Annotated in this window: 20 protein-coding genes; 16 read left to right on the top strand and 4 right to left on the bottom strand. The window is 62.7% G+C overall.

What is annotated here, in order from left to right:
• Nucleotides 1-7: 7 nt before the first annotated feature.
• The 4 genes from NJ69_RS11150 to flgA form a co-directional block, all read right to left on the bottom strand.
• Nucleotides 8-751 carry a flagellar brake protein gene (locus tag NJ69_RS11150; protein WP_039578998.1) on the bottom strand — a complete coding sequence of 248 codons (744 nt, stop codon included), beginning with the start codon at nucleotides 749-751 and terminating at the stop codon, nucleotides 8-10.
• 80 nt (nucleotides 752-831) lie between these two features.
• A complete protein-coding gene (locus NJ69_RS11145; protein ID WP_039578996.1) occupies nucleotides 832-1,299 on the bottom strand; it encodes a flagella synthesis protein FlgN in 468 nt (155 codons plus the stop codon).
• A 46-nt stretch (nucleotides 1,300-1,345) separates the two neighbouring features.
• Nucleotides 1,346-1,660 carry a flagellar biosynthesis anti-sigma factor FlgM gene (flgM, locus tag NJ69_RS11140; RefSeq protein WP_039578995.1) on the bottom strand — a complete coding sequence of 105 codons (315 nt, stop codon included), beginning with the start codon at nucleotides 1,658-1,660 and terminating at the stop codon, nucleotides 1,346-1,348.
• Nucleotides 1,661-1,819: 159 nt separating this feature from the next.
• Complete coding sequence (gene flgA / locus NJ69_RS11135; RefSeq protein WP_039578992.1) at nucleotides 1,820-2,572, bottom strand: flagellar basal body P-ring formation chaperone FlgA; 753 nt, start codon at nucleotides 2,570-2,572, stop codon at nucleotides 1,820-1,822.
• A 67-nt stretch (nucleotides 2,573-2,639) separates the two neighbouring features.
• Here flgA and NJ69_RS11130 point away from each other — a divergent pair, with 67 nt between their 5' ends.
• The 16 genes from NJ69_RS11130 to NJ69_RS11055 all read left to right on the top strand — a co-directional run bounded on the left by NJ69_RS11130 (nucleotide 2,640) and on the right by NJ69_RS11055 (nucleotide 22,845).
• Nucleotides 2,640-3,569 carry a chemotaxis protein CheV gene (locus tag NJ69_RS11130; protein WP_029612440.1) on the top strand — a complete coding sequence of 310 codons (930 nt, stop codon included), beginning with the start codon at nucleotides 2,640-2,642 and terminating at the stop codon, nucleotides 3,567-3,569.
• 51 nt (nucleotides 3,570-3,620) lie between these two features.
• A complete protein-coding gene (gene cheR, locus NJ69_RS11125) occupies nucleotides 3,621-4,448 on the top strand; it encodes a protein-glutamate O-methyltransferase CheR (protein ID WP_029612439.1) in 828 nt (275 codons plus the stop codon).
• 253 nt (nucleotides 4,449-4,701) lie between these two features.
• Complete coding sequence (flgB, locus tag NJ69_RS11120) at nucleotides 4,702-5,109, top strand: flagellar basal body rod protein FlgB (protein WP_029612438.1); 408 nt, start codon at nucleotides 4,702-4,704, stop codon at nucleotides 5,107-5,109.
• 2 nt (nucleotides 5,110-5,111) lie between these two features.
• Nucleotides 5,112-5,555 (top strand): flagellar basal body rod protein FlgC, encoded by a 444-nt coding sequence (gene flgC / locus NJ69_RS11115; protein WP_029612437.1) that lies wholly within the window; start codon nucleotides 5,112-5,114, stop codon nucleotides 5,553-5,555.
• Nucleotides 5,556-5,571: 16 nt separating this feature from the next.
• Nucleotides 5,572-6,264, top strand: coding sequence for a flagellar hook assembly protein FlgD (flgD, locus tag NJ69_RS11110; RefSeq protein ID WP_029612436.1), 693 nt, complete (start codon nucleotides 5,572-5,574; stop codon nucleotides 6,262-6,264).
• A gap of 30 nt (nucleotides 6,265-6,294) precedes the next feature.
• Nucleotides 6,295-7,653 (top strand): flagellar hook protein FlgE, encoded by a 1,359-nt coding sequence (gene flgE, locus NJ69_RS11105; RefSeq protein ID WP_039578988.1) that lies wholly within the window; start codon nucleotides 6,295-6,297, stop codon nucleotides 7,651-7,653.
• A gap of 72 nt (nucleotides 7,654-7,725) precedes the next feature.
• Nucleotides 7,726-7,911 (top strand): hypothetical protein, encoded by a 186-nt coding sequence (locus NJ69_RS11100; protein WP_039578985.1) that lies wholly within the window; start codon nucleotides 7,726-7,728, stop codon nucleotides 7,909-7,911.
• Nucleotides 7,912-8,124: 213 nt separating this feature from the next.
• Nucleotides 8,125-8,865, top strand: coding sequence for a flagellar basal body rod protein FlgF (locus tag NJ69_RS11095; protein WP_039578983.1), 741 nt, complete (start codon nucleotides 8,125-8,127; stop codon nucleotides 8,863-8,865).
• Nucleotides 8,866-8,913: 48 nt separating this feature from the next.
• A complete protein-coding gene (flgG, locus tag NJ69_RS11090; RefSeq protein WP_029612435.1) occupies nucleotides 8,914-9,699 on the top strand; it encodes a flagellar basal-body rod protein FlgG in 786 nt (261 codons plus the stop codon).
• 60 nt (nucleotides 9,700-9,759) lie between these two features.
• On the top strand, nucleotides 9,760-10,455 hold the full coding sequence (gene flgH, locus NJ69_RS11085) for a flagellar basal body L-ring protein FlgH (RefSeq protein WP_039578982.1): 696 nt from the start codon (nucleotides 9,760-9,762) through the stop codon (nucleotides 10,453-10,455).
• Between the two features lie 12 nt (nucleotides 10,456-10,467).
• Entirely contained in the window at nucleotides 10,468-11,577 is a 1,110-nt protein-coding gene (locus NJ69_RS11080; RefSeq protein ID WP_039583238.1) for a flagellar basal body P-ring protein FlgI, read from the top strand.
• Nucleotides 11,578-11,588: 11 nt separating this feature from the next.
• Nucleotides 11,589-12,785, top strand: a complete 1,197-nt coding sequence (gene flgJ / locus NJ69_RS11075; RefSeq protein WP_039578981.1) for a flagellar assembly peptidoglycan hydrolase FlgJ — start codon at nucleotides 11,589-11,591, stop codon at nucleotides 12,783-12,785.
• 12 nt (nucleotides 12,786-12,797) lie between these two features.
• Nucleotides 12,798-14,843 carry a flagellar hook-associated protein FlgK gene (gene flgK, locus NJ69_RS11070; protein WP_039578979.1) on the top strand — a complete coding sequence of 682 codons (2,046 nt, stop codon included), beginning with the start codon at nucleotides 12,798-12,800 and terminating at the stop codon, nucleotides 14,841-14,843.
• Nucleotides 14,844-14,857: 14 nt separating this feature from the next.
• Nucleotides 14,858-16,426: a flagellar hook-associated protein 3 gene (locus NJ69_RS11065; RefSeq protein ID WP_039578976.1), complete on the top strand. Its 1,569-nt coding sequence runs from the start codon at nucleotides 14,858-14,860 to the stop codon at nucleotides 16,424-16,426.
• Between the two features lie 73 nt (nucleotides 16,427-16,499).
• Nucleotides 16,500-20,069, top strand: coding sequence for a glycosyltransferase (locus tag NJ69_RS11060; RefSeq protein WP_039578974.1), 3,570 nt, complete (start codon nucleotides 16,500-16,502; stop codon nucleotides 20,067-20,069).
• Nucleotides 20,070-20,121: 52 nt separating this feature from the next.
• Nucleotides 20,122-22,845 (top strand): glycosyltransferase family 2 protein, encoded by a 2,724-nt coding sequence (locus tag NJ69_RS11055; protein WP_039578971.1) that lies wholly within the window; start codon nucleotides 20,122-20,124, stop codon nucleotides 22,843-22,845.
• Nucleotides 22,846-22,875 lie beyond the last annotated feature (30 nt).

The raw sequence follows: 22,875 nt of genomic DNA, 5'->3' as shown, positions 1-22,875 counted from the left end.
CGCGGAATCAATAATCGTCTTTGTCGAATCGCCGCGCTTCACGCTGCAACTGATAAACGAAACTCTCGACCTTGCGCTGGCCCTGGCCGCTGAGGTTGTGAAAGCGCAAGCCGGCAAAGGTGGTGTTGATGCGCTCTTCGAAGTGCAGGTGCCGTAGCTCCACCATCACATCGCTCAGGCCAAGCGGATTGGCAGCCTTGAAGCGTTCATAGACCTGACCCAGTTGCAGACGCTCCTCGACGTTGCCGTCGAAACGCAGCTTGCAACCGGTGGCGGATACGTCCAGCAGCTTGCCGCGCATGGCGCCGTTGCCTTTGAGGTGCGTGCCATCGAGGGTGATGTCGACCAGTTGCGACAGCTTCAGCGCAGCGCGGAAGGCGTTACGACGCTGGTGGTAGGTCATTTCCTGGGGAAGCGCGCCACGGTAGCAGCGGTGCCCATCGACTTCACCGAGGGTCAGCGACGTATCGCATTCCCAGGCGATACGTACGCCATCATGGAAACCCTCGACGCGGAAAGGCTCGCCGTTTTCGATGAATCGCTCGCCATCGCGGGGAATGAGCTCGTCCAGGGCCAATACGTCGGCATCCCGGTCCACATGAACCACGTAGCTCTGGAAGCGCTGGCTGCGCTCGGGGAAGCTGATGATCAGCGGATCGTGGCTGTCCATCAACTGGCGCAGGTTGGCCGCAATTTCCAGCGCGGTGGTGAGCACCTTCGGTGGCTGAGGTGCATCGGCTTCAGTGAACACGGATTATCGATCTCCAGGCAAAAACGGCACACGCAAGTTACGGCATTTTGCCAGTATGATCCGTGCCTTGAACAGGACTATTAAACCTGGCTGATCGCCCGAGGCTTGTCCATGGGGGAGGTGGTGCCACGGCTGTCATACAGTGACGGAGAGTCGCCACCCATGAGGATTCTGATCTGATTGGCCGTGGCGTGTTGCTGCACCTGGATGACCCGACCGTTGGTCTCGTTGACCTTCTGGCAAGCGTCCATCAGGCCGGTCAGCACATCGAGCTGCTGGAGAATGATCTCACCATTGACCGACTGCGCGGCAACGGCCTGCACGCCTGCCCGGTCGGCACTCAGGCCCAGCCCGTTGAGCAGGTGATTACGGCGCATGCCCTGCTGCTCGAGCAAGACGATCAGCGACTGCTTGCGGGCCAGGATGGTCTCCAGTACCTGCATGTCACGACCATGCAGGGCAACCGTCTCCTTTTGCAGGAGGTCGAGCAGTTCCTGGGTCGGCGCGATGTCGTCTTCGATCAGTTGCAGCAGTGTGGTGTCGTGCATGGCTGGCTCTGGGCTCTGGCGTCCTGTGAGTCAGCGCACCCGGGGGTTAGCGCTGAGCTTCGAAATCAAGCAGTTTGGAGGCGACACGGCCGGCATCGACCTTGTAGCTACCATCGGCGATCGCTTGCTTCAACTGCGCCACACGGGCGTTGTCGACGGCGGGCTGATCGCGCAGCTTGTCGCTGATCTGTTGCAACTTCTGGGCCTCTTGGCTGAGGTGTACCGCTTCTCCGCTGACGCTGGCCGGCTTGCTGGTATCGCTGCTGGCCGCGGCTTTTTCGCTGTTGCCGCTGGCGCTCGTGCTGCGCACGCCGCCCGCTACGGACGGGGAGTTATTCAAACGACTGAAGTCGATGACCATGATCAGAAACCTCTGGGTAAATAGGACGCTTGCCTTTGTTTCGGCTAACCCGGAGCAAACTTTAGGCATAAAAGTTTTGCCGTCCGTCAGTACAGGCGCGCATCCCGATTTCTGACCCAGTTTAGGAAAGGCGGTTCCTTGCCGCCAGTCCCCCACCCGTTACATAGGCACCTCGACCTGGCCCGGTCCTATCACCGTGGCCTTGACCACCCGCTTGGAATTGAGGTTGCGCACGCGGATCTGTTCGGTCAGGCCGCCTTTGGCCAGCGCCTCCCCCGGCATTCTCACGCTCAGGCCGCCGCTGCGGGCGGTGATCACCACCTGGTCGCCCTTGCGAATCACTTCGGCCTGCTCCAACTGCTGCAAGGTGAGCACCTGGTCCATTACGGTGGGGCGCAACAGCTTCATGCCCACGGCTTGATCGAGGTCGCTGATGAACCCTTGGCCCAGGCTGCTGACGTCGCGCTCGCGCAGGGTCACGTCGCCTTCGCCGATCACGCTTTCGCGCTTGAGCGGGCGGGTCATGACCACCACGTCGCGCAGCAGCTTGACCTGCGCCGGCACGAACACGGTCCACGGCGCTTCGCCGTCACAGCGTACCCGCACCGTCACTCGCCCCAGTGGCTGCGCCGGACTTTCCAGCGAGGCGTCCAGCGACTGGCTACACAGCGGCATGCGCAGGCGCGGGTCGAGGTTGTTGACCTGAATGTCATAACGCCCAGGGGTCTGCGTGCGGCTCAGATAATCTTCGACGGTGAACTCAAGAAACCCTTGGGTGACACCGATAAGTTGTTCAGGCAAGGTAAACGAATCCGCCAGCGTGCGAGCGCCGGACGCGAACAGGCACGCGGTGGCCAGAAAAAGGGCCACGAGGCGTGTCGGTCGTCGGAAAAATGTCGTTTTCGTGTACATGGGCTCAAAAAAGCAAAGCCCGTGCCGACTTGTTGTCTAGCAAGCAGAAAAACATAAGGAGTCTGGCATGGCTGGCGTTATGGATTCGGTCAACCAGCGCACACAGCTGGTTGGACAGAATCGCCTGGAGCTGCTGTTGTTCCGTCTCAATGGCGATCAACTCTACGGCATCAACGTGTTCAAGGTGCGGGAGGTGCTGCAGTGCCCGGACCTGACCCTGTTGCCCAAGTCACATGCGGTGGTGCGTGGCGTGGCGAACATTCGCGGGGCGACCATTCCCATTCTCGACCTGTCGATGGCCACCGGTCTGCCGGGCCTGAAGGAAGAGACGCGCAACAGTTTCGTGATCATCACCGAATACAACACCAAGACCCAGGGCTTCCTGGTGCACTCGGTCGAGCGCATCGTCAACATGAACTGGGAAGAGATCCATCCGCCACCCAAGGGCACCGGCCGCGATCACTACCTCACGGCGGTCACCCGTGTGGACAATCGCATGGTCGAGATCATCGACGTGGAGAAGGTGCTGGCCGAAGTGGCGCCGTCGTCGGAGTCGGTGTCGGCCGGCGTGGTGGACGCCGACGTGCAGGACAAGGCCGTGTTGCTGCGGGTGCTGACGGTCGATGACTCTTCGGTGGCACGCAAGCAGGTCAGCCGTTGTCTGCAGACGGTGGGCGTGGAAGTGGTGGCGCTCAACGATGGCCGTCAGGCGCTCGACTACCTGCGCAAGCTGGTCGACGAGGGCAAGCGTCCCGAAGAAGAATTCCTGATGATGATTTCCGACATTGAAATGCCGGAGATGGACGGCTATACCCTCACTGCCGAGATTCGCAGCGATCCACGCATGCAAAAGCTGCACATCCTCCTGCATACTTCGCTGTCGGGCGTGTTCAACCAGGCGATGGTCAAGAAAGTCGGTGCCGACGACTTCCTGGCCAAGTTCAGGCCGGATGACCTGGCCCACCGCGTGGTCGACCGGATCAAGGCGACGCACTGAAACTGTCGGGGGTTCGCCCCCGGCGCAAGCGATTGAAAAGAGGCGGCAGCATTGTCTACGGGTAATTTGGATTTCGAACAGTTCAGGGTCTTCCTGGAGAAAGCCTGTGGCATCCTGCTGGGCGAAAATAAGCAGTATCTGGTGTCCAGCCGTCTCAACAAGTTGATGGAGCAGCAGGGCATCAAGAGCCTCGGCGAGCTGGTGCAGCGCATTCAGACCCAGCCACGCAGCGGTCTGCGCGAGCAGGTCGTCGATGCCATGACCACCAACGAAACCCTGTGGTTTCGCGACACCTATCCGTTCGAGGTGCTCAAGAGCCGGGTCATCCCGGAGTTCATCCGTGCCAACCCGGGGCAGCGCCTGCGCATCTGGTCGGCGGCGTGTTCGTCGGGTCAGGAGCCGTATTCGCTGTCGATGGCCATCGACGAATTCGAGCGCAGCAATCTCGGCCAGTTGAAGATGGGCGCGCAGATCGTCGCCACCGACCTCTCCGGCGCCATGCTGAACAACTGCAAAACCGGCGAGTACGACAGCCTGGCCATCGCCCGTGGCCTGTCCCAGGAACGCCTGCAGCGCTACTTCGACCCGAAAGGCCCGGGCCGCTGGGCGGTCAAGCCGCCGATTCGCAGTCGCGTCGAGTTCCGCTCGTTCAACCTGCTCGACAGCTACGCGTCGCTGGGCAAGTTCGACATCGTGTTCTGCCGCAACGTGTTGATCTACTTCTCCGCCCAGGTGAAGAAAGACATCCTCATGCGCATTCACGCCACCCTCAAGCCCGGCGGTTACCTGTTCCTTGGCGCCTCCGAAGCGCTGAACGGCTTGCCGGATCATTACCAGATGGTCCAGTGCAGCCCGGGGATCATCTACCAGGCCAAGTAATGAAAAAGCCGGTGTCGAAAGACGCCGGCTTTTTCGTTCTGCGCGATCACGTCAATTTTTTGGATTGCCGCCGTTGCCGCTGCGCTTTTGCCGCTTCGCCGCCATGAAGCGGAAACCCCTTGCCGCTTTTCTGGCAGGCCAAACCCCTCGCTAAAGGTTCAATGCCCGGCATTGCTGGGCTTCAGCATGTTGGCACAGCCCTTGCTATATCTTGGCCAACGCAACGCTGGTCAACCTTCGAAGGTTCCCCGACATGAGCATCAGCTTCGACAACGCCCTCGGCATCCACGAAAAGGCATTGGGTCTGCGCGCCCAGCGCGCCGAGGTGCTGGCCAACAACATCGCCAACGCCGACACCCCCGGCTACAAGGCTCGCGACCTGGACTTCGCCTCGGTACTGGCCGGTGAGTCCGGCAAGCGCACCGAAGAGCGGGTGTCGTTGCAGCGCACCAACAGCCGACACATCGAGGCCGAAGGCATGGCGCTGGCCGACGACACGCTCAAGTACCGCACGCCGATGCAGCCGTCGATCGACCAGAACACCGTCGATGCCCATATGGAACAGTCGAACTACACGCAGAACGCCATCGACTTCCAGGCCAGCTTCACCTTGCTCAACAGTAAATTCAAAGGGCTGGTATCGGCCCTGCGCGGAGAGTGACCATGTCCCTTGCCAGTGTCTTCAATATCGCCGGTAGCGGCATGAGTGCGCAGAACACGCGCCTGAACACCGTCGCTTCCAACATCGCCAACGCCGAGACCGTGTCCTCGAGCATCGACCAGACCTACCGTGCCCGCCACCCGGTGTTCGCCACCACCTTCGAGCAGGCGCAGAACGGCGGCAGCCAGTCGCTGTTCGAGGATCAGGGGCAGGCCGGCCAGGGCGTGCAGGTCAAGGGCATCATCGAGGACCAGAGCAATCTGGAGGCTCGCTACGAGCCCAACCACCCGGCGGCGAACAAGGACGGCTACGTCTACTACCCCAACGTCAACGTGGTCGAGGAGATGGCTGACATGATCTCCGCCAGCCGTGCGTTCCAGACCAACGCCGAGCTGATGAACACCGCCAAGACCATGATGCAGAAGGTCCTGACCCTGGGTCAGTGATCACGGAGTGTAAGACATGGCCACGAACCTCAATGAAGTCCTCGCCAACTCGGGCGTGAGCACCACTGGCAACACCAAGAAGAACACCACCGAGTCGACCGACAAGAACGCGCTCGGCAAAGATGCCTTCCTGCAGTTGCTGGTCACCCAGATGCAGCACCAGAACCCCCTCGACCCGCAGGACAACAGCGAGTTCGTCTCGCAGTTGGCGCAGTTCAGCAGCCTGGAGGGCATCCAGACCCTCAACCAGTCGGTCAACGGCATCACCAACGCAATGGGTTCCTCTCAGGCCTTGCAGGCGTCCTCGCTGGTCGGTCGCTCGGTGATCGTGCAGAACGACAAGGCCATGATCGACCCGAGCAAGAGCCTCAATGGCCAGGTGGTGGTGCCGCAGAACATCGACAACGGCAAGATCACCATCAAGGACAAGGATGGCAACGTGGTCAAGACCATCGACCTCGGCGCACAGAACAAGGGCAATGCCGACTTCATCTGGGATGGCACCAACGACAAGGGCGAGAAGGTCGCTGCCGGCAATTACAGCTTCAGCGCCACCACCACCGTCGATGGCAAGGCTCAGCAGATGTACACCCTGCTGCCGGCCACGGTCACCAGCGTCACTGTCGCCGGTGCGGGCGGCGAGATGATGCTCAACCTCGCCGGCATCGGTAAGGTCGGCATCTCCAAAGTACAAACCATCGGAATCTAAGGCCGGTCTGTTCGGCAGAAGGAGCACTACATGTCTTTCAATATCGGCCTTAGCGGTCTCTACGCAGCCAACAAGCAACTGGACGTCACCGGCAACAACATCGCCAACGTCAACACCACCGGCTTCAAGTCGTCGCGCGCCGAGTTCGCCGACGTATATGCTGGCGCCAACCGCCTGGGCGTGGGCAAGAACCAGATCGGCAATGGCGTGCGCCTGGCTGCCGTCTCGCAGCAGTTCACCCAGGGTGACGTGAACAACACCGGCAACGTGCTGGACATGGGCATCCAGGGCCAGGGCTACTTCGTGCTCTCGGACAACGGCTCGCTCAGCTATACCCGTGCCGGTGCGTTCCGCACCGACAAGAACAGCAATGTGGTCACCTCCGACGGCTTGAACCTGCAAGGCTACGCCGCCGACAGCACCGGCAAGATCCAGAAGGGCATCCTCACCAATCTGAAGATCGACACCTCGGCACTGGCGCCCAAGGCGACCACCCTGATCGATCAGGGCATCAACCTGAACTCCTCCGCCGACACCATTCCCCTGGAAGTGTCCAACGGCGCCACGCCGCCGGTGATGGTGCCGAACAAGCCGTTCGATCCGGCCGACCAGACCACGTACACTAAATCGTTCCCGACCAAGGTCTACGACAACCAGGGCAACGAACACACGATGGAGCAGTTCTATCGCAAGACTGGCACCAACGAGTGGACCATGTACACCTTGGTCGATGGTCGCAACCCGCTCGATCCAACCAGTGCCGCACCGCTGACCGGTACCATGGACTTCAATGCCGACGGCAGCATCAAGGCCATGGCCACCGACAACACCAGCGTGCCTGCCGCGAACTGGAGCGTGACCAACAACACCTTCAGCCTCAAGGGCTGGATCCCGGCGTCCAAGGACGCCTCCGGTAACTGGGCGAGCAACGGTTCGAGCGGCAACACCGACGGCATGCGCCTGTCGATGAACAGCACCACCTCGTACAACACCGAGACCGCGCGCATGTCGCAGAGCCAGGACGGTTACGCCACCGGCATCCTGTCGAGTCTGTCGATCGACTCCTCGGGGGTGATGTTCGCCAGCTTCAGCAACCAGCAGTCGCGTGCAATCGGCCAAGTGGCCATCGCCAGCTTCGCCAACGACCAGGGTCTGCAGCAGATCGGCGGTACCCGCTGGAAGGAAACCTTCGCTTCCGGCATTCCGGGTGTCGATGCGCCGAAGACCGGCACCCTGGGTTCGGTGGAGTCCAACTCCCTGGAAGCCTCGAACGTCAACCTGACACAGGAACTGGTCGAGCTGGTCAAGGCGCAGAGCAACTACCAGGCCAACGCCAAGACCATCTCCACCGAAAGCACCATCATGCAGACCATCATCCAGATGACCTGATGGTCGTCGGTCGAGCGTAGTGATCCGAGCCCCTTTGCCTTGAAGGGGCTCGTCGTTTGTGCAGGAGTGATCATGAGGAAAGTCGCAGTCGCGCTGCTTGCCGGGCTGTGCCTGCTGCAGGCCCAGGCCGGCACCGCGCCTTGGTGGCGCTGGGAGAGTCAGGTAGACGGACGTCTGGTGTGCTCGCAGTGGTCGCCAGGGGAGGGCTGGAAGCGCTTCGCCGGGCCCTATGACAATGGCGGATGCCGTGACCGCTGAGGGCGGCTTCGCGGCTCTCGAACTTTTGGCACCCCCTTGCCACCGGCGGCAAAGCCGCGCCGGATAACCGACATCCAGCCGCTTCACCGATCCCTGGAAAGCCCGTAATCACGGGCTTTTTAGCGCATTACGGAAAGTTGGTTCGGAACTTGCTTTACAGCCTGCACAGCAACGGTGAGCGGCAATCGATCGCCAGTGCAGCGGAGGATAACTGTGGACAAGATGCTTTACGTCGCCATGACCGGCGCCGCCCAGAACGCGGTGGCGCAGAAGGCGCATGCCAACAACCTGGCGAACGTTTCCACCAACGGTTTTCAGCGCGACCTGGAACAGGCGCGCTCGATGCCCGTGTTCGGCGACAGCTTTCCGGCGCGCGCCTTCGCCATGAGCGAGCGGCCCGCCACCGACTTCAGTGCAGGCCCGTTGATCGAAACCGGTCGTGACCTGGACGTGGCGGTCAGCGGCAACGGTTTCATGGCCGTGCAGGCGCCGGACGGCAGCGAAGCTTACGTGCGCACCGGCAGCCTGAACATCGACGCGCTCGGCGTGCTGCGTGCCGGCAATGGCATGGCGGTGATGGGCAACGGCGGACCGATCGCCATTCCGCCTGAGCAGAAAGTCGAAGTGGGTGACGACGGCACCATCAGCATTCGCGCCATGGGTGAAGATCCGCGAGTCATGGCCGAGGTGGACCGCATCAAGCTGGTCAACCCGGACATCAAGGCCATGCATAAAGGCCTGGATGGATTGATCCACACCAACAGCGGCCAGCCGGCCGATGCCGATGCCAACGTGCGCGTGGTCTCGGGTTTCCTTCAGGGCAGCAACGTCAATGCCGTGGAAGAAATGACCTCGGTGCTGGCGCTGTCCCGTCAGTTCGAACTGCACGTCAAGATGATGAAGGCCGCCGAAGAAGGCGACCAAGCCATGGCTCGGGTCTTGCAACTCGGCTAATTACCTTTGAACGGGTGCCGTAAAACAGGCGCACGAGGAGAACACTGAATGCTTCCGGCTCTTTGGGTCGCTAAAACCGGCCTCTCCGCACAGGACACCAACCTGTCGGTCATCTCCAACAACCTGGCCAACGTCTCGACCACTGGCTTCAAGCGCGACCGTGCCGAGTTCCAGGACCTGCTGTACCAGACCAAGCGTCAGCCTGGCGCCCAGTCGACCCAGGACAGCGAGCTGCCGTCGGGTCTGCAGGTCGGTACCGGTGTGCGCGTCGTCGGCACCCAGAAGAACTTCCAGACCGGCAGCCTGCAGACCACCGAGAACCCGCTGGACCTGGCCGTCAACGGCCGGGGGTTCTTCCAGGTCCTGCAGCCTGATGGCACCGTTTCCTATACCCGTGACGGCACCTTCCACCTCAATTCGGACGGCCAGATCGTCACCGCCAACGGTTTCGCCCTGGAGCCCGCCATCGTCGTGCCGCCGGAGGCGCAGACCTTCACCGTCGGCCAGGACGGCACCGTGTCGATCACTGTGCCCGGCAACCCGGCCGCGCAGATCATCGGCAACATCCAGACCGCCGACTTCATCAACCCGGCCGGCCTGCAGGCGATCGGCAGCAACCTGTTCTTCGAGACCGCCGCCAGCGGCGCGCCGCAGGTGGGCACCCCGGGCCTGAACGGGCTGGGTACCACGCTGCAGCAGACCTTGGAGAACTCCAACGTCAGCACCGTGGAAGAACTGGTGAATATGATCACCACCCAGCGTGCCTACGAGATGAACTCCAAGGTCATCTCCACCGCCGACCAGATGCTGTCGTTCGTCACCCAGAAACTCTGAGCCCTGGCTCTAGCGACCCGGCTGCCGTGGCAGCGCCCGTTACACCGTGAGGTAAGCGTCATGAATCGTCTGTTGTCCGTCGTCGCCCTGGGTGGTGCCGTGTTGCTGGCCGGCTGCGTCGCACCGTCGGCCAAGCCCAACGACCCGTACTATGCGCCCGTGCTGCCACGCACCCCGCTGCCGTCGGCGGCCAACAACGGTTCGATCTACCAGGCCGGGTTCGAACAGAACATGTATGGCGACCGCAAGGCGTTCCGGGTCGGTGACATCATCACCATCACCCTCAACGAGCGCACCTCGGCGAGCAAGAATGCCGGTTCGCAGTTGCAGAAGAACAGCAAGGCCAACCTCGGTCTGACCTCGTTGTTCGGCACCACCCCGAACACCAACAACCCGTTCGGCGGTGGCGACCTGTCGCTCAATGCCGGCTACAACGGCGATCGCACCACCAAGGGCGCCAGCCAGGCCAGCCAGGGCAACACCCTGACCGGCTCGGTCACCGTGACCGTGGCCGAGGTGCTGCCCAATGGCATCATCGCCGTGCGCGGCGAGAAGTGGATGACCCTGAACACCGGCGAAGAGCTGGTGCGCATCGCCGGGCTGGTGCGTGCCGACGACATCGCCACCGACAACACCGTGCCGTCCACCCGTGTGGCCGACGCGCGCATCACCTATTCGGGCACCGGCTCCTTCGCCGACGCCAGCCAGCCCGGGTGGCTGGACCGCTTCTTCATGAGCCCGCTTTGGCCCTTCTGAGTACGGATGACCATGTTCAACGCCAGGCAGTTGATTGCCGCGACCTTGCTCCTGACCTTCGCCGTCGCCGCCCAGGCCGAACGGCTGAAGGACATCGCCAGCATTTCCGGCGTGCGCGCCAACCAGCTGATCGGCTACGGGCTGGTGGTGGGGCTCAACGGTACCGGTGACCAGACCACCCAGACGCCGTTCACCCTGCAGACCTTCAACAACATGCTCTCGCAGTTCGGCATCAAGGTACCGCCGGGGTCGGGCAACGTGCAGCTCAAGAACGTCGCGGCGGTGTCGGTGCATGCCGACCTGCCGGCGTTCGCCAAGCCGGGGCAGGTGATCGACATCACCGTGTCCTCGATCGGTAACTCCAAGAGCCTGCGCGGCGGCAGCCTGCTGATGACGCCACTCAAGGGCATCGACGGCAACGTCTATGCCATCGCCCAGGGCAACCTGGTGGTCGGTGGCTTCGACGCCGAAGGTCGCGACGGCTCCAAGATCACCGTCAACGTGCCGTCGGCCGGGCGCATTCCTGGCGGCGCCTCGGTCGAGCGCGCGGTGCCGAGCGGCTTCAACCAAGGCAATACCTTGACGTTGAACCTCAACCGCCCCGACTTCACCACGGCCAAGCGCATCGTCGACAAGGTCAACGAGCTGCTCGGCCCGGGCGTGGCCCAGGCATTGGACGGCGGATCGGTACGCGTCAGCGCGCCGATGGACCCCAGCCAGCGCGTGGACTACCTGTCGATCCTGGAGAACCTGGAGATCGACCCCGGCCAGGCCGTGGCCAAGGTCATCATCAACTCGCGTACCGGCACCATCGTGATCGGCCAGAACGTGAAAGTCTCGCCAGCCGCCGTCACCCACGGCAGCCTGACCGTGACCATCACCGAAGACCCGATCGTCAGCCAGCCAGGGCCGCTGTCCAACGGCCAGACCGCCGTGGTGCCGCGCTCGCGGGTCAATGCGCAGCAGGAAGCCAAGCCGATGTTCAAGTTCGGCCCGGGCACCACGCTGGACGAGATCGTCCGTGCGGTGAACCAGGTCGGCGCGGCGCCGGGTGACCTGATGGCGATCCTCGAAGCCCTGAAACAGGCCGGCGCCTTGCAAGCCGACCTGATCGTGATCTGAGGAGCCTGGCGATGACCCCCAAGAGCCTGGTCTCCGGTAGCGCCGACAGCGGCGCCTACACCGACCTCAATCGCCTGAGTTCGCTCAAGCACGGCGACCGCGACAGCGAGGGCAACATCCGCAAGGTGGCCCAGGAGTTCGAGTCGCTGTTCATCGGCGAGATGCTCAAGGCCTCGCGCAAGGCGGGCGATGTCATGGCGGCCGACGACCCGATGAACACCGAGACGGTCAAGCAGTACCGCGACATGTACGACCAGCAGTTGTCCGTGAGCATGTCCCGCGAGGGCGGCGGTATCGGTCTGCAGGACGTGCTGGTGCGCCAGCTGTCGAAGAACAAGGCCGCGCGTCCCAACACCAGTCCGTTCCCGCGCGTGGACGGTAATGCGCCGGCGCTGTGGGGCACGAAGGTGGTCGCCGCGCCGCAGGCGATGGAGTCCACGGCGACCCGCAACGACGTGGCGGCGCTCAATGCGCGGCGCCTGTCGCTGCCCGGCAAACTCACCGATCGCCTGTTGGCCGGCATCGTGCCGTCGGCGAGCGCGCCCGCGGCGGCTGGCAACGCAGCGGCACTGCCGCAACGCGGCGACATTCCCCCCGGCGGCGTGGCCACTGGCGACTGGGAACCGGCGCAAGCGTTCGCCGCGCCCGGGCGTGACCTGCAGATCCTCGGCCGCGCCGTGGCCCAGCCACCGCTGGCGCCGAAGAAAGCGTTCGCCGACAGCGACGCTTTCGTCGCCACCATGCTGCCGATGGCCGAGCAGGCCGCCAAGCGCATCGGCATCGATCCGCGCTATCTGGTGGCCCAGGCGGCCCTGGAAACCGGCTGGGGCAAGTCGGTCATGCGCAACCCCGACGGCAGCAGCAGTCACAACCTGTTCGGCATCAAGGCCACCGGCAACTGGCAGGGCGGCGAGGCGCGGGCGATCACCAGCGAGTTTCGTGACGGCCAGTTCGTCAAGGAGACGGCGGCGTTCCGCTCCTACGCGTCGTACCAGGACAGCTTCCACGACCTGGTCAGCCTGTTACAGAACAATTCGCGCTATCAAGCTGCGGTGAACGCAGCCGATAAACCGGAACAGTTCGTGCGAGAGCTGCAGAAGGCGGGGTATGCCACCGACCCCAACTACGCCAGCAAGATCTCGCAGATCGCACGACAAATGAAGTCGGACACGAGCTACGCAATGCTCGGGACCACCACGCAACTTTAAGGGCAGCGAAACATGGCGAGCTTGATCAACATTGGCATGTCCGGGCTGGGCGCCGCGCAATCGGGGTTGCATACCCTGGGTAACAACATCGCCAACGCCGATGTGGACAGCTACTCTCGCCAGCAGATCGTGCAGAAGACCAAGGGCTCGCAGCAGACCGGCACGGTCTTCATGGGCAGCGGCACGACCCTGGCCGACGTGCGCCGGGTGTACAACGCCTTCCTCGAGAACCAGCTGCGCACCACCACCTCGTTGTCCAGCGACGCCACCTCGTACCTCAAGCAGATCGCTCCGCTCGATACGGCGCTGTCGAGTGCCGACACCGGCATCACCGCAGCGCTGAAGGGCTTCTTCAACGCCATGCAGGATGCGGCGGCCAAGCCCAACGAGGACGCCTCGCGGCAATTGCTGCTGACCGGCGCGCAGACCTTGGCCAAGCGCTTCAACAGCCTGTCCTCGCAGCTCAATCAACAGAACACCAACCTCAACGCCAACATGGCGTCGATGGCCGATCAGGTGAACAAGCTCACCACCACCATCGCCCAGTTCAACGAGCAGATTTCCCGTGTCTCGGCGATCCAGGGCCAGCCCAACGACCTGCTCGATCAGCGCGACGGTGCGGTGCGCGAACTGAACAAGCTGGTCGGCACCCAGGTGGTCGAGCGCGAAGGCAACTACGACATCTACTTGCCCAACGGCCAGGCGCTGGTGCTCGGCAAGACCACCCAGGCCCTGGAAGTGGCGCCGGGGCGCGACGATCCCACGCGCATGAGCCTGGTCATCAACCGCGGCAGCACCAAGATGGACATCACCGCGTCCACCACCGGTGGTGAGCTCGGCGGTCTGCTGCGTTACCGCAAGGAAACCCTGGACCCGGCACTCAACGAGCTGGGCCGCGTGGCGCTGGTGATCTCCGACGCGATCAACAGCCAACTGGGGCAGGGCATCGACAAGAACGGCGAGTTCGGCGCGCTGCTGTTCGGCGACATCAACAGCGCCAAGGCCGTCAGCGAGCGCAGCATCGCCCGACAAGGCAACAGCGCCGGTTCCGGCAACCTCGATGTGACCATCAAGGACAGCGGTAAGCTCGGCACCAGCGACTACCAGGTGACCTTCACCAGCGCCACCGGCTACAACGTGCGCAAGCTGCCCGATGGCACCGACATGGGCAATTTCGACCTCACCGACAACCCGCCCAAGGTGATCGAAGGTTTCAGCCTGTCGCTCAACGGCGGCGCGGTGTCCGCCGGTGACAGTTTCAAGATCACCCCGACGCGCAATGCCGCTGCCGGTATCCAGGCGGTGCTCACCGACCCCAAGCGCCTGGCCATGTCCTCGCCACTGAGTGTGGTCAACGGCGCGGGCAACCAGGGCACCGGATTGGTCAACCAGCCGACCCTGACCTCCAAGCTGGACATCTACGATGCCACCGACCGCGCCGAGTTGCAGACGGGCCTGAAGTACTCCACACCGGTCAAACTGGTGTTCGGCGACGACTCCGCCTCGCCTCAGGGCTATACCCTGTACGACGCCAAGGGCAATTCGATCGGCACCGGCACCATCATCCCCGGCCAGAGCAACAAGCTGCAGCTCTCGGTGCCGATGGTCGACGGCTCCGGCAACCCGATCATGGACGGCGCCACCCAGCGTAATTTCACTTTCGAGATGGACGTGGCGGGTGCGCCTAAGAGCGGTGACAACTTCACGGTGTCGCTGACCGCCGGCGGTTCCTCCGACAACCGCAACGCCCAGTCGATTCTCGACCTGCAAACCAAGGCCACGGTGGACGTGGGCGCTGACGGCCGTGGCATCAGCATGACCGACGCCTACGCCAAGCTGGTGTCCAACGTCGGCGGCAAGGCCAGCCAGGCGAGCATGGACATGGATGCCACCGACGCGTTGCAGAAGTCGGCACTGGAAGGGCGCGACAGCGTCTCGGGTGTGTCGATCGATGAAGAGACCGGCAACCTGGTCAAGTTCCAGCAGTACTACACCGCGTCCTCGCAGATCATCAAGGCGGCCCAGGCCACCTTCGCCACCTTGATCAACAGTCTTTGAAGGAGACGTAGACCGTGCGTATTTCCACTTCGCAGTTCTACAACACCAGCAGCACCAACAACCAGCGCAGCTTCGGCAACCTGGTCAAGACCCAGCAGGAAGCCACCGATCTGGTCCGCGTGCGTACTGCCGCCGACGATCCGGTGGGCGCCTCGCGGCTGCTGCAACTCGATCAGCAGAAGAACATGCTGGACCAGTACAAGACCAACACCACCAACGTGCGCAACGCGCTGGGCACGGCAGAGAGCACGCTCAACGGCATCAGCAACATCCTGCAGCGTGTCAACGAACTGGCGGTCAGTTCCGGCAACGCCGGCTTTACCGACGACGACCGCAAGGCCAATGCCGCCGAGCTGAAATCGCTGGAGGAGCAATTGTTCTCCCTGATGAACAGCCGTGACGAGAACGGCAAGTACCTGTTCTCCGGCTCCAAGGGCGACACCCCACCGTATGCCCGCAACGCTGACGGCACCTACAGCTATCAGGGCGACCAGAGCCAGCTCAAGCTGCAGGTCGGTGACATGCTCAGCCTGGCGACCAACGAGACGGGTTACGACGCCTTCGAACAGGCGCTCAACACCAGCCGCAGCCAGACCCGCCTGACCTCGCCGGCGGTGGACGACGGACGCGTGAGTCTGTCGGACGGGCAAGTGTCCGGCAGCGCCACCTACAACGACCGCTTCCGCGGCGGCGAGCCGTACAACATCGAGTTTCTCAGCAGCACCCAGTACCGCATCCTCGACGCCGGTGGCAACGATGTCACGCTGGAAGCCTCTCAGGGCGGCAAGTTCGACCCCAAGAGCGACAACCCTTCGATCTCTTTCCGCGGAGTGGACCTGCGTCTGGGCATCAGCCTCAAGCCGGGCGACCAGGCCAACCCGGATGCAGCCATCGCCGGGCACACCTTCAGCCTGAGCTCCAAGGCCGACTCCATCGCTGGCACGCGCAGCCCCGGCAACAGCTCTTCGGCGCAGGTGACCGGCGCTACCATCAGCAACCAGGGCCAGTACAACGCCTCGTTCCCGGGCGGCGGTGCGGTCTTGAAGTTCACCAGCGCCACCGACTTCGAGCTGTACGCCGCACCGATGAGCGACAATAGCCGCCCGATCTCCAGCGGAACGCTGTCAGGTTCAACGGCGACCGCCTCGGGCGTGAGCTTCCAGCTGTCGGGCACCCCCAGTGCCGGTGACGCGTTCGGCATCAAGGTCGATACCCATCAGACCCAGAACGTACTCGACACCATCGGCCAGTTGCGCGCGGCCCTGAACTCCCCTGTGGACAGTGATCCGACGGCCAAGCGCAACTTCCAGGCCGCCCTGGATTCGGCGATCGGCAATGTCCGCAGCGCGTCCGATCAGGTCGCCTCGTCCATCAGCAGCATCGGTGGCCGCGGTGCGGCGCTGGACGTGCAGTCCGAGACTAACGAGGCGCTGACCACCGAGAACGCCAAGACCCAGAGCTCGATCCGCGACAGTGACCCGGCATCGGTGATGATGCGCCTGCAGATGCAGACCAACATGTATCAGGCTTCGCTGCAGTCCTACGCCAAGATCGCCAGTTTGTCGTTGGTCAATTACATCTGATCCCTCCTGCGTCATCGTCCGTGCGCTCGCGCTCGTGAGCGCGGCGCGCGGGCCTTTCACAAGGTTCCGCGCTGTGACCCCATCCGCCCTCGTCAGCATCGTTATCCCTGCCTACCGCGCAGACTTCTTCCGCGCAACGTTGCTCAGTGCTATCGAGCAGGACTACCCGAACCTGGAGGTGCTGGTATGCGATGACAGCACGGACGGCGCCATCGAGCATATCGTCGAGCAGGTGGTGGCGCAGTCGGGTGTAGCGGTGCGCTACATGCGAAACGCTGGCACCCTAGGCTTCGCGCGCAATCTGCTGGCATGCCTGAGCGAAGCGCGCGGTGAGCTGATCAAGTTCCTGTGCGACGATGATCGTCTGTTCCCCGATTGCATAAGCCAACAGGCTGCATTGATGCAGGCGCATGCCGGCGTGAGTATGACCATTTGCCAGCGCATGCTGTGCGATGCCGACGACGCCTTGCTGCCCTCACGCATGCTCAATGCGGTTCTCTGCCCGGACGACGCGCTGATCAATGGCGGGGATCTGCTGGAGGCCCTGGAAACCTACGCGCCGAACCTGTTCGGTGGGCTCAGCCATGCCCTGATGCGTACGACCCTGGTGCAGACGTACTTGCCAGCACTGGTGGAGGAGGGTGGCTTCGTCGCGAGGTTGGATCTGGCGCTTTACATCTGTCTGATGCGCCGAGGCGACCTGGGTCATCTCAAGCGGTATTTAAGCCTTGAGCGTCTGCATCCTGGACGCTTGAGTCACCAGACCCGGTTGGTCATGGCCTTCGACGGCGAAACCGATTGGATCAAAGCCATGCTGGCGGCACGTACCAGCGAACCTGCACCTGCCACTGGTTGGGTGCGCTATTTGCCACTGGACGAGTACAGCGCGTCGCCGGACGCGACGTGGCGCGAGTACGAGCTGAATCGGCTGTATGGCGCGCAGCAGGCGCGTCAGCAGCAGCAGGTGGGCACTGACTGCCTGTCCTTCGACGAGGTCTATGAGCAGTGGCTGGAATGTCGGGCGCTGTCCACTGCGCAGCTAGCCGCATTGCCCAAGCGCTTCGAGCAATGGCCCATACGCCCGCGCATCGTATCGGTCATCTGGGCTCAGAACGGTGAAGAGCACGCTGTTCGAACGACGCTGACGAGTCTCAAGGCGCAGTCGTATGAATCGGCTGGTTGCTGGGTGCTGGCACCTGAGACCCTGGCATTGCCCGAGGACGGCTCGATCGAGCGGGTGCGCAATGACGGCGACGGCTTCGCGGCGTTGCAGGCTCGGCTGGATGCCACCGACGAATTCGACTGGGTACTGTTGCTGAGAGCCGGCGATCGCCTTGTGCCCCATGCATTGGCCATCATGGCCGAGCGGATGGCACTGGGCGGGCGTCTGTGTCTGTATCCCGACGAGGGTGGGCACGATACCTTGCGTGCGCACACGCCTATCCTCAAACCCGATTTCAACTTAGATCTGATGCGCAGTCTGCCCTACGTGGGCCGCGTGCTAGCGTTCGATTGTCAGGCATTGCGTACAGCAGGCGGTTTCGATACCACCTTCGGCCCCCTGGCGGCTCATGACCTGATCTGGCGTCTGGCCGAGCAACAAGGTCTGCAGGTGGTCGAGCATATCGATCAGTTGCTGGTGCACTGCCAGTGGGATATCGACCGCTGGTTGCGCGATCCGGACTGCGTCGCGCAGGCGCCGAAGGTCGTGACTGCCCATCTGGCGCGATTGGGCGTGGACGCCCAGGTCATCGGGCATCAGGAACTGGCCTTGTGTCGTGTGGACTATCGTCATCACTCGCCAGCGCTGGTTTCGATTCTGGTCGATGTGGGACAGGATCTGGCAGCGGCGATGCGCTGTGTCGAATCCGTGTTCGAGCACACGCTCTACACCTCCTTCGAGGTGTTGCTGGTGGCGCCTGATGACCTCCCGGACGAGCTGCATCAGTGGTGTAGGGCGATGGCCGCATTGGGCAGCGCTCAGTTGCGGGTGGTGGACGTCGGAGCCGGCGAGCGTGTGCAGCGTTTCAATCAGGCCAGTCATGCAGCTTCAGGCCAATACCTGCTGATGCTCGACAGTGCTTGCGTGGCCTTCGACGCTCATTGGTTGAGCGAGATGATGGCTCAGGCACAACGTCCTGAGGTCGGCGTGGTGGGTCCCAAGTTGTGCACCCGCGAAGGCAACGTTTTCGGGGCAGGCCTGGTATTGGGGTTGCACGGTGGTGTGAGTAGCCCGTTCGTCGGTGTGTCCGCACAGAGCAGCGGTTATCTGCATCGGCTGCAGGCGGCTCAGAACTGGAGCGCGCTGCCGCTCGATGGCATGCTGATACGCCGAGAGCTGTTCGAGACGCTCGAGGGTTTCGATCTCCAGGCATTGCACGCTGGCTTGCACGACGCCGACCTCTGTTTGCGCGCTCGCGAGCGCGGCTACCTGTGCGTCTGGACGCCCTATGCGCTGTTGGTGCGCCTGGGCAGCGCACACGATGTGCCGCCTGACAGTCGACGCAAGGCGCTGGATCTGGACACATTCCATAGCCGCTGGTTAGCCACGGTGGCTCGTGATCCGGCCTACAATTGCAATCTCAGCCTGAAGATGGCCAGTTTCAACCTCGATCCCGGACAGCGACGCGGTTGGGACCCCTTCATCGCTCGCGTGCTGCCGTCGGTGTTGGGGCTGCCAATCAACACCTCTGCAGTAGGTCACTACCGTGTCGCTCAACCTTTCCATGAATTGGAAAAGGCCGGATGGATCCAAGGTCGCCTGGACTACAGCACGCCGGAAATGATCGAAATCGAGCGTGAACAGCCCGATGTCATCATCCTGCAATGCCGCTACACCACCACGTCGCTCGACGAAATGAAGCGCATCAAGCGTTTGTCGAATGCGCGGCGAATCTATGAGATCGATGACTACATCATCGATGTACCGAAGAAGAACGCCCATGCGCGCAACATGCCCAGCAATATGCGCGAGTTGGTTAGCGAAGGCATTGGCCTATGCGATCGGCTGGTGGTTTCTACCCAACCTTTGGCCGACGCTCTCTCGGGCATGCACCACGACATCCGCGTAGTGCCGAACATGCTTGCCGCTCACCTGTGGGCCGACAGGCACAGCGAGCGCCAGACCACTCTGCGCCCACGCGTGGGATGGGCTGGCGGCACCAGCCATCGGGGCGACCTTGAGCTGCTGCTCGACGTCATTCGCACCCTGGCCGAAGAGGTCGACTGGGTGTTCTTCGGCATGTGTCCAGATGTGCTGCGGCCTTATGTCAAAGAGTTTCACAAAGGTGTGCCGTTGGCGGTGTATCCGCAGAAACTTGCCAGTCTCAACCTCGATCTGGCCTTGGCCCCGCTTGAGCAGAACCTGTTCAACGACTGCAAGAGCAATCTAAGGCTGCTCGAGTACGGCGCTTGCGGTTTCCCGGTGATCTGCACACAGACCAAAGCCTACGAAGGCTACCTGCCTTGTACGCGAGTGAGGGACAACACGTCAGCGCAGTGGCTGGAAGCTATCCGCATGCACCTGGCCGATCCGCAAGCGAGCTACCGACAGGGCGATGCCTTGCGTGAAGCAGTACTGCGAGACTACCTGCTCAGGCCTCACCATCTGCAGCAGTGGGCCAACGCCTGGCTGGCAGACTGAATGTCCGGCGCCGGTTCATCCGGTGCCTCCACATACTACTCATAGGTGCCCTATGGCTGAAAATGCAACCGCCTCACGCGATCAGGTGACAGTCATCCTGCTCGGGCACGAGCAGCCCGCTCACCGCGCTCGCGCCCTGCATTACTACCAACGCGCTGGAGTCGCCTGCGTGGCACTGGAGTACCTGCATGGCCAGAACACGCCAGCGGTGCTGAGTGAGCGACTGATCCAGGCGTTGAGCCAGCTCGAAAGTCCTTACGTCATGCTTGCGCTTGACGCTGATTTCGTGCGCCCCCAGGCACTGGACCGCGCAGTCCAGGTCTTGGCCCAGACCCCCCAGTTCTTGGGCGCCCAGGGTTACGCTCTGGCGTATCGGCTGGGTAATGCCAAAGCCTTCTATCACAAGGTGGGTGCTGTAATGCACCCACCGCAAGGCGAGGGCGGCCGCGGGCGGTTGCACCAGTATGCGCTAGCTGGTCAGTCGGCCTGGCGGGCGGTGTTGCGGATCGACGCACTCACCCGGGTATTGGCGGACTTGCCTGCAGAGCTGGATTTCGCCGGTTGGCAGGTGGCATTGTCCTACGCCCTGCTGACTCAGGGTTTCATTGCGTCGGTGCAGCAAACCGATGTGATCTGCGAACTGGCCACCTGTGGGTTGACGCCGGTGGCACGGGATCAGCAATTGGCACATACCGTGCGTGTGCTGCGTCAGTGGGATAGCGCAGGCCCCGCACTGTGCATTGATGAAGCCGGCTTCAAGGTGCTCAATCACTTGGTGCGAAGTACCTACGATCACGCCGATGCGCCGCTGTTGTTCACGTCGCCGTGGGTATCGGTAATCGGCGAACCACAGCGGGTTTTCGAGCCTCGCCAGTACGTGGAACTGCCCTACTACGACCCAATTCTGTTCGCGGATTTGACGGAGGTGGAGTTCCTCTGCCACGCCTGGCCGACAGGTCAGGCCCACCGCGAAGCACTCGAGGGTACCTGGGTGCGCCAGCGCGAGTTGCTGATCGAACATCCGAACGACACTCGCGAAAGCTTGCAGCAACGCTACTGGAAAGCGCTGGCGCTCGGTCTGTTCAATCTACAGGTCTGCCGTCATCTGGTTCCCACCTTGACCGGCGTAGAAGATGAGCAGCGGGCGCTGGAACTGGGTGAATGGCTCGAGCGCCTGCAGCAGATACCGGGCTTGCAGGCGCTGGACTGGCTCGCAGACACCCGCTCCGGGCAGGTGATCGGCGCGTTGGCCGAATCGCTTCCGGAGGAGAGTGTGCGCCGGCGCGCGCTGGCTGAAATCGCCAAGCGTCCGGGCGTGCTGCTGACCTTCGTCGTCCTCGATCTGCACAACGACGATCTTGCGCTGCAAGCCAGCTTCGACAGCCTTCTTGCAAGTGGCCTGCGGCAGTTCAAGCTGGTGGTGCTCAAGAATGGCAAGCCACCGGCGATCACAACGTCACGTGACACCCTGCATTTCGTCCAGGTGAACGATGACAACTGGATCAATCATCTCAATCAGCTGTTGCGCCAGCTTGCCAGCGAGTGGCTGATGCTTCTGGACGCCGGTGACGAGTTGGTGGTCGGCGGTCTGTTACGTCTTCATCAGGAGTTAGCGCAGGCGCCTGGGTGTCTGGCGGTGTGTGCCAACGAGGTACAGCGCGACGACCAAGGGCGCCTGCACCCGGTCGTGCGTCCAGGCAGCGACCTGACTGTCTTGCGCAGTCAGCCCGGTTTGATGTCGCGACACTGGTGCGTTCGTCGTCAGGCGGTATTGGATGCGGGAGGGTACAGTGAAAGCCTGAGTGCAGCGTTCGAGTTCGACCTGCTGCTGCGTCTGGTCGAGCAACACGGTCAAGGTTGCCTGGCTCATATGGATCAGTACTTGGTCGTGGGGTCGGTTTCTAGGCCGAGCCTTCAGGCCGAGGCCGCCACACGCCTCAAACGCCATCTCACCGACTTGGGCTATCGGGGCGAGGTGCATGATCGGGGCGAAGCGGGCCTGACTTTGGACTACCGGCATTCAGCCACGCCACTGGTGAGCATACTGGTCGCGGCGCAGGGCGATCCGCAACAGTTGATGGGCTGCTTGAACAGCATCTTGCAACGGACCCGCTACCCCCGTTACGAGGTATTGGTGGCCTCGTCCTCCGCGCATGCCGATGCGCTGTCCGCCGGCCTGGCATCGCTGGGCAGTCGTGTGCGTCTGGTGACCACCCAGGCCAGTGAGCTTTCCGAGTTGTTGAATAGTGCAGCCGAACACGCCCAAGGTGAGCACTTGCTGCTGCTGGCAGAGTACTGCGAGGTGATTTCACCCGCGTGGATCGAAGCGTTGCTCAATGAAGGGCTGCGCCCGGAGGTCGGGGTCGTTGGCGCCTGCCTGCTGTCGCGCGAGCTGAATCTGGTGCACGCCGGCTTCGACCTATTGCAAGGGCCGCAGGTGCATGCGCCGTGGTCGGGGCTGGCACTCGCCGACTGCGCCGAGGCACGCTGGCCAGACACGGTACGAGGCTGTGCAGCGGTCTCTGCCGACTGCATGCTGATACGCCGCGATTTGTTCGATCATTGCGGTGGTTTGAAGGCCGCAGGGGGCTTCGACGTAGCGCTGTGCCTGGAGGCTGCGCAACATGGGTTGGTGGTGGTCTGGACACCGGTCGCCCAACTGTTCGATGACGCGCCGTTGATGCCCGACGAGGGCGCTTGCGCAGCGCTTCAGGCGGGCTACCCCCAGGCATTCGTTGGCAGTTGGCCCAGTGACGCGCTGAAGCCGATTCTCTGACAGCCCGGCGACCGTTGGTAGCGCTCGTCT

It is taken from the genome of Pseudomonas parafulva, from assembly GCF_000800255.1.
Classification (GTDB): Bacteria; Pseudomonadota; Gammaproteobacteria; order Pseudomonadales; family Pseudomonadaceae; genus Aquipseudomonas; species Aquipseudomonas boreofloridensis.
Note: the sequence above shows the minus strand (reverse complement) of the source record. Positions and strands in the feature narration are given on the sequence as shown.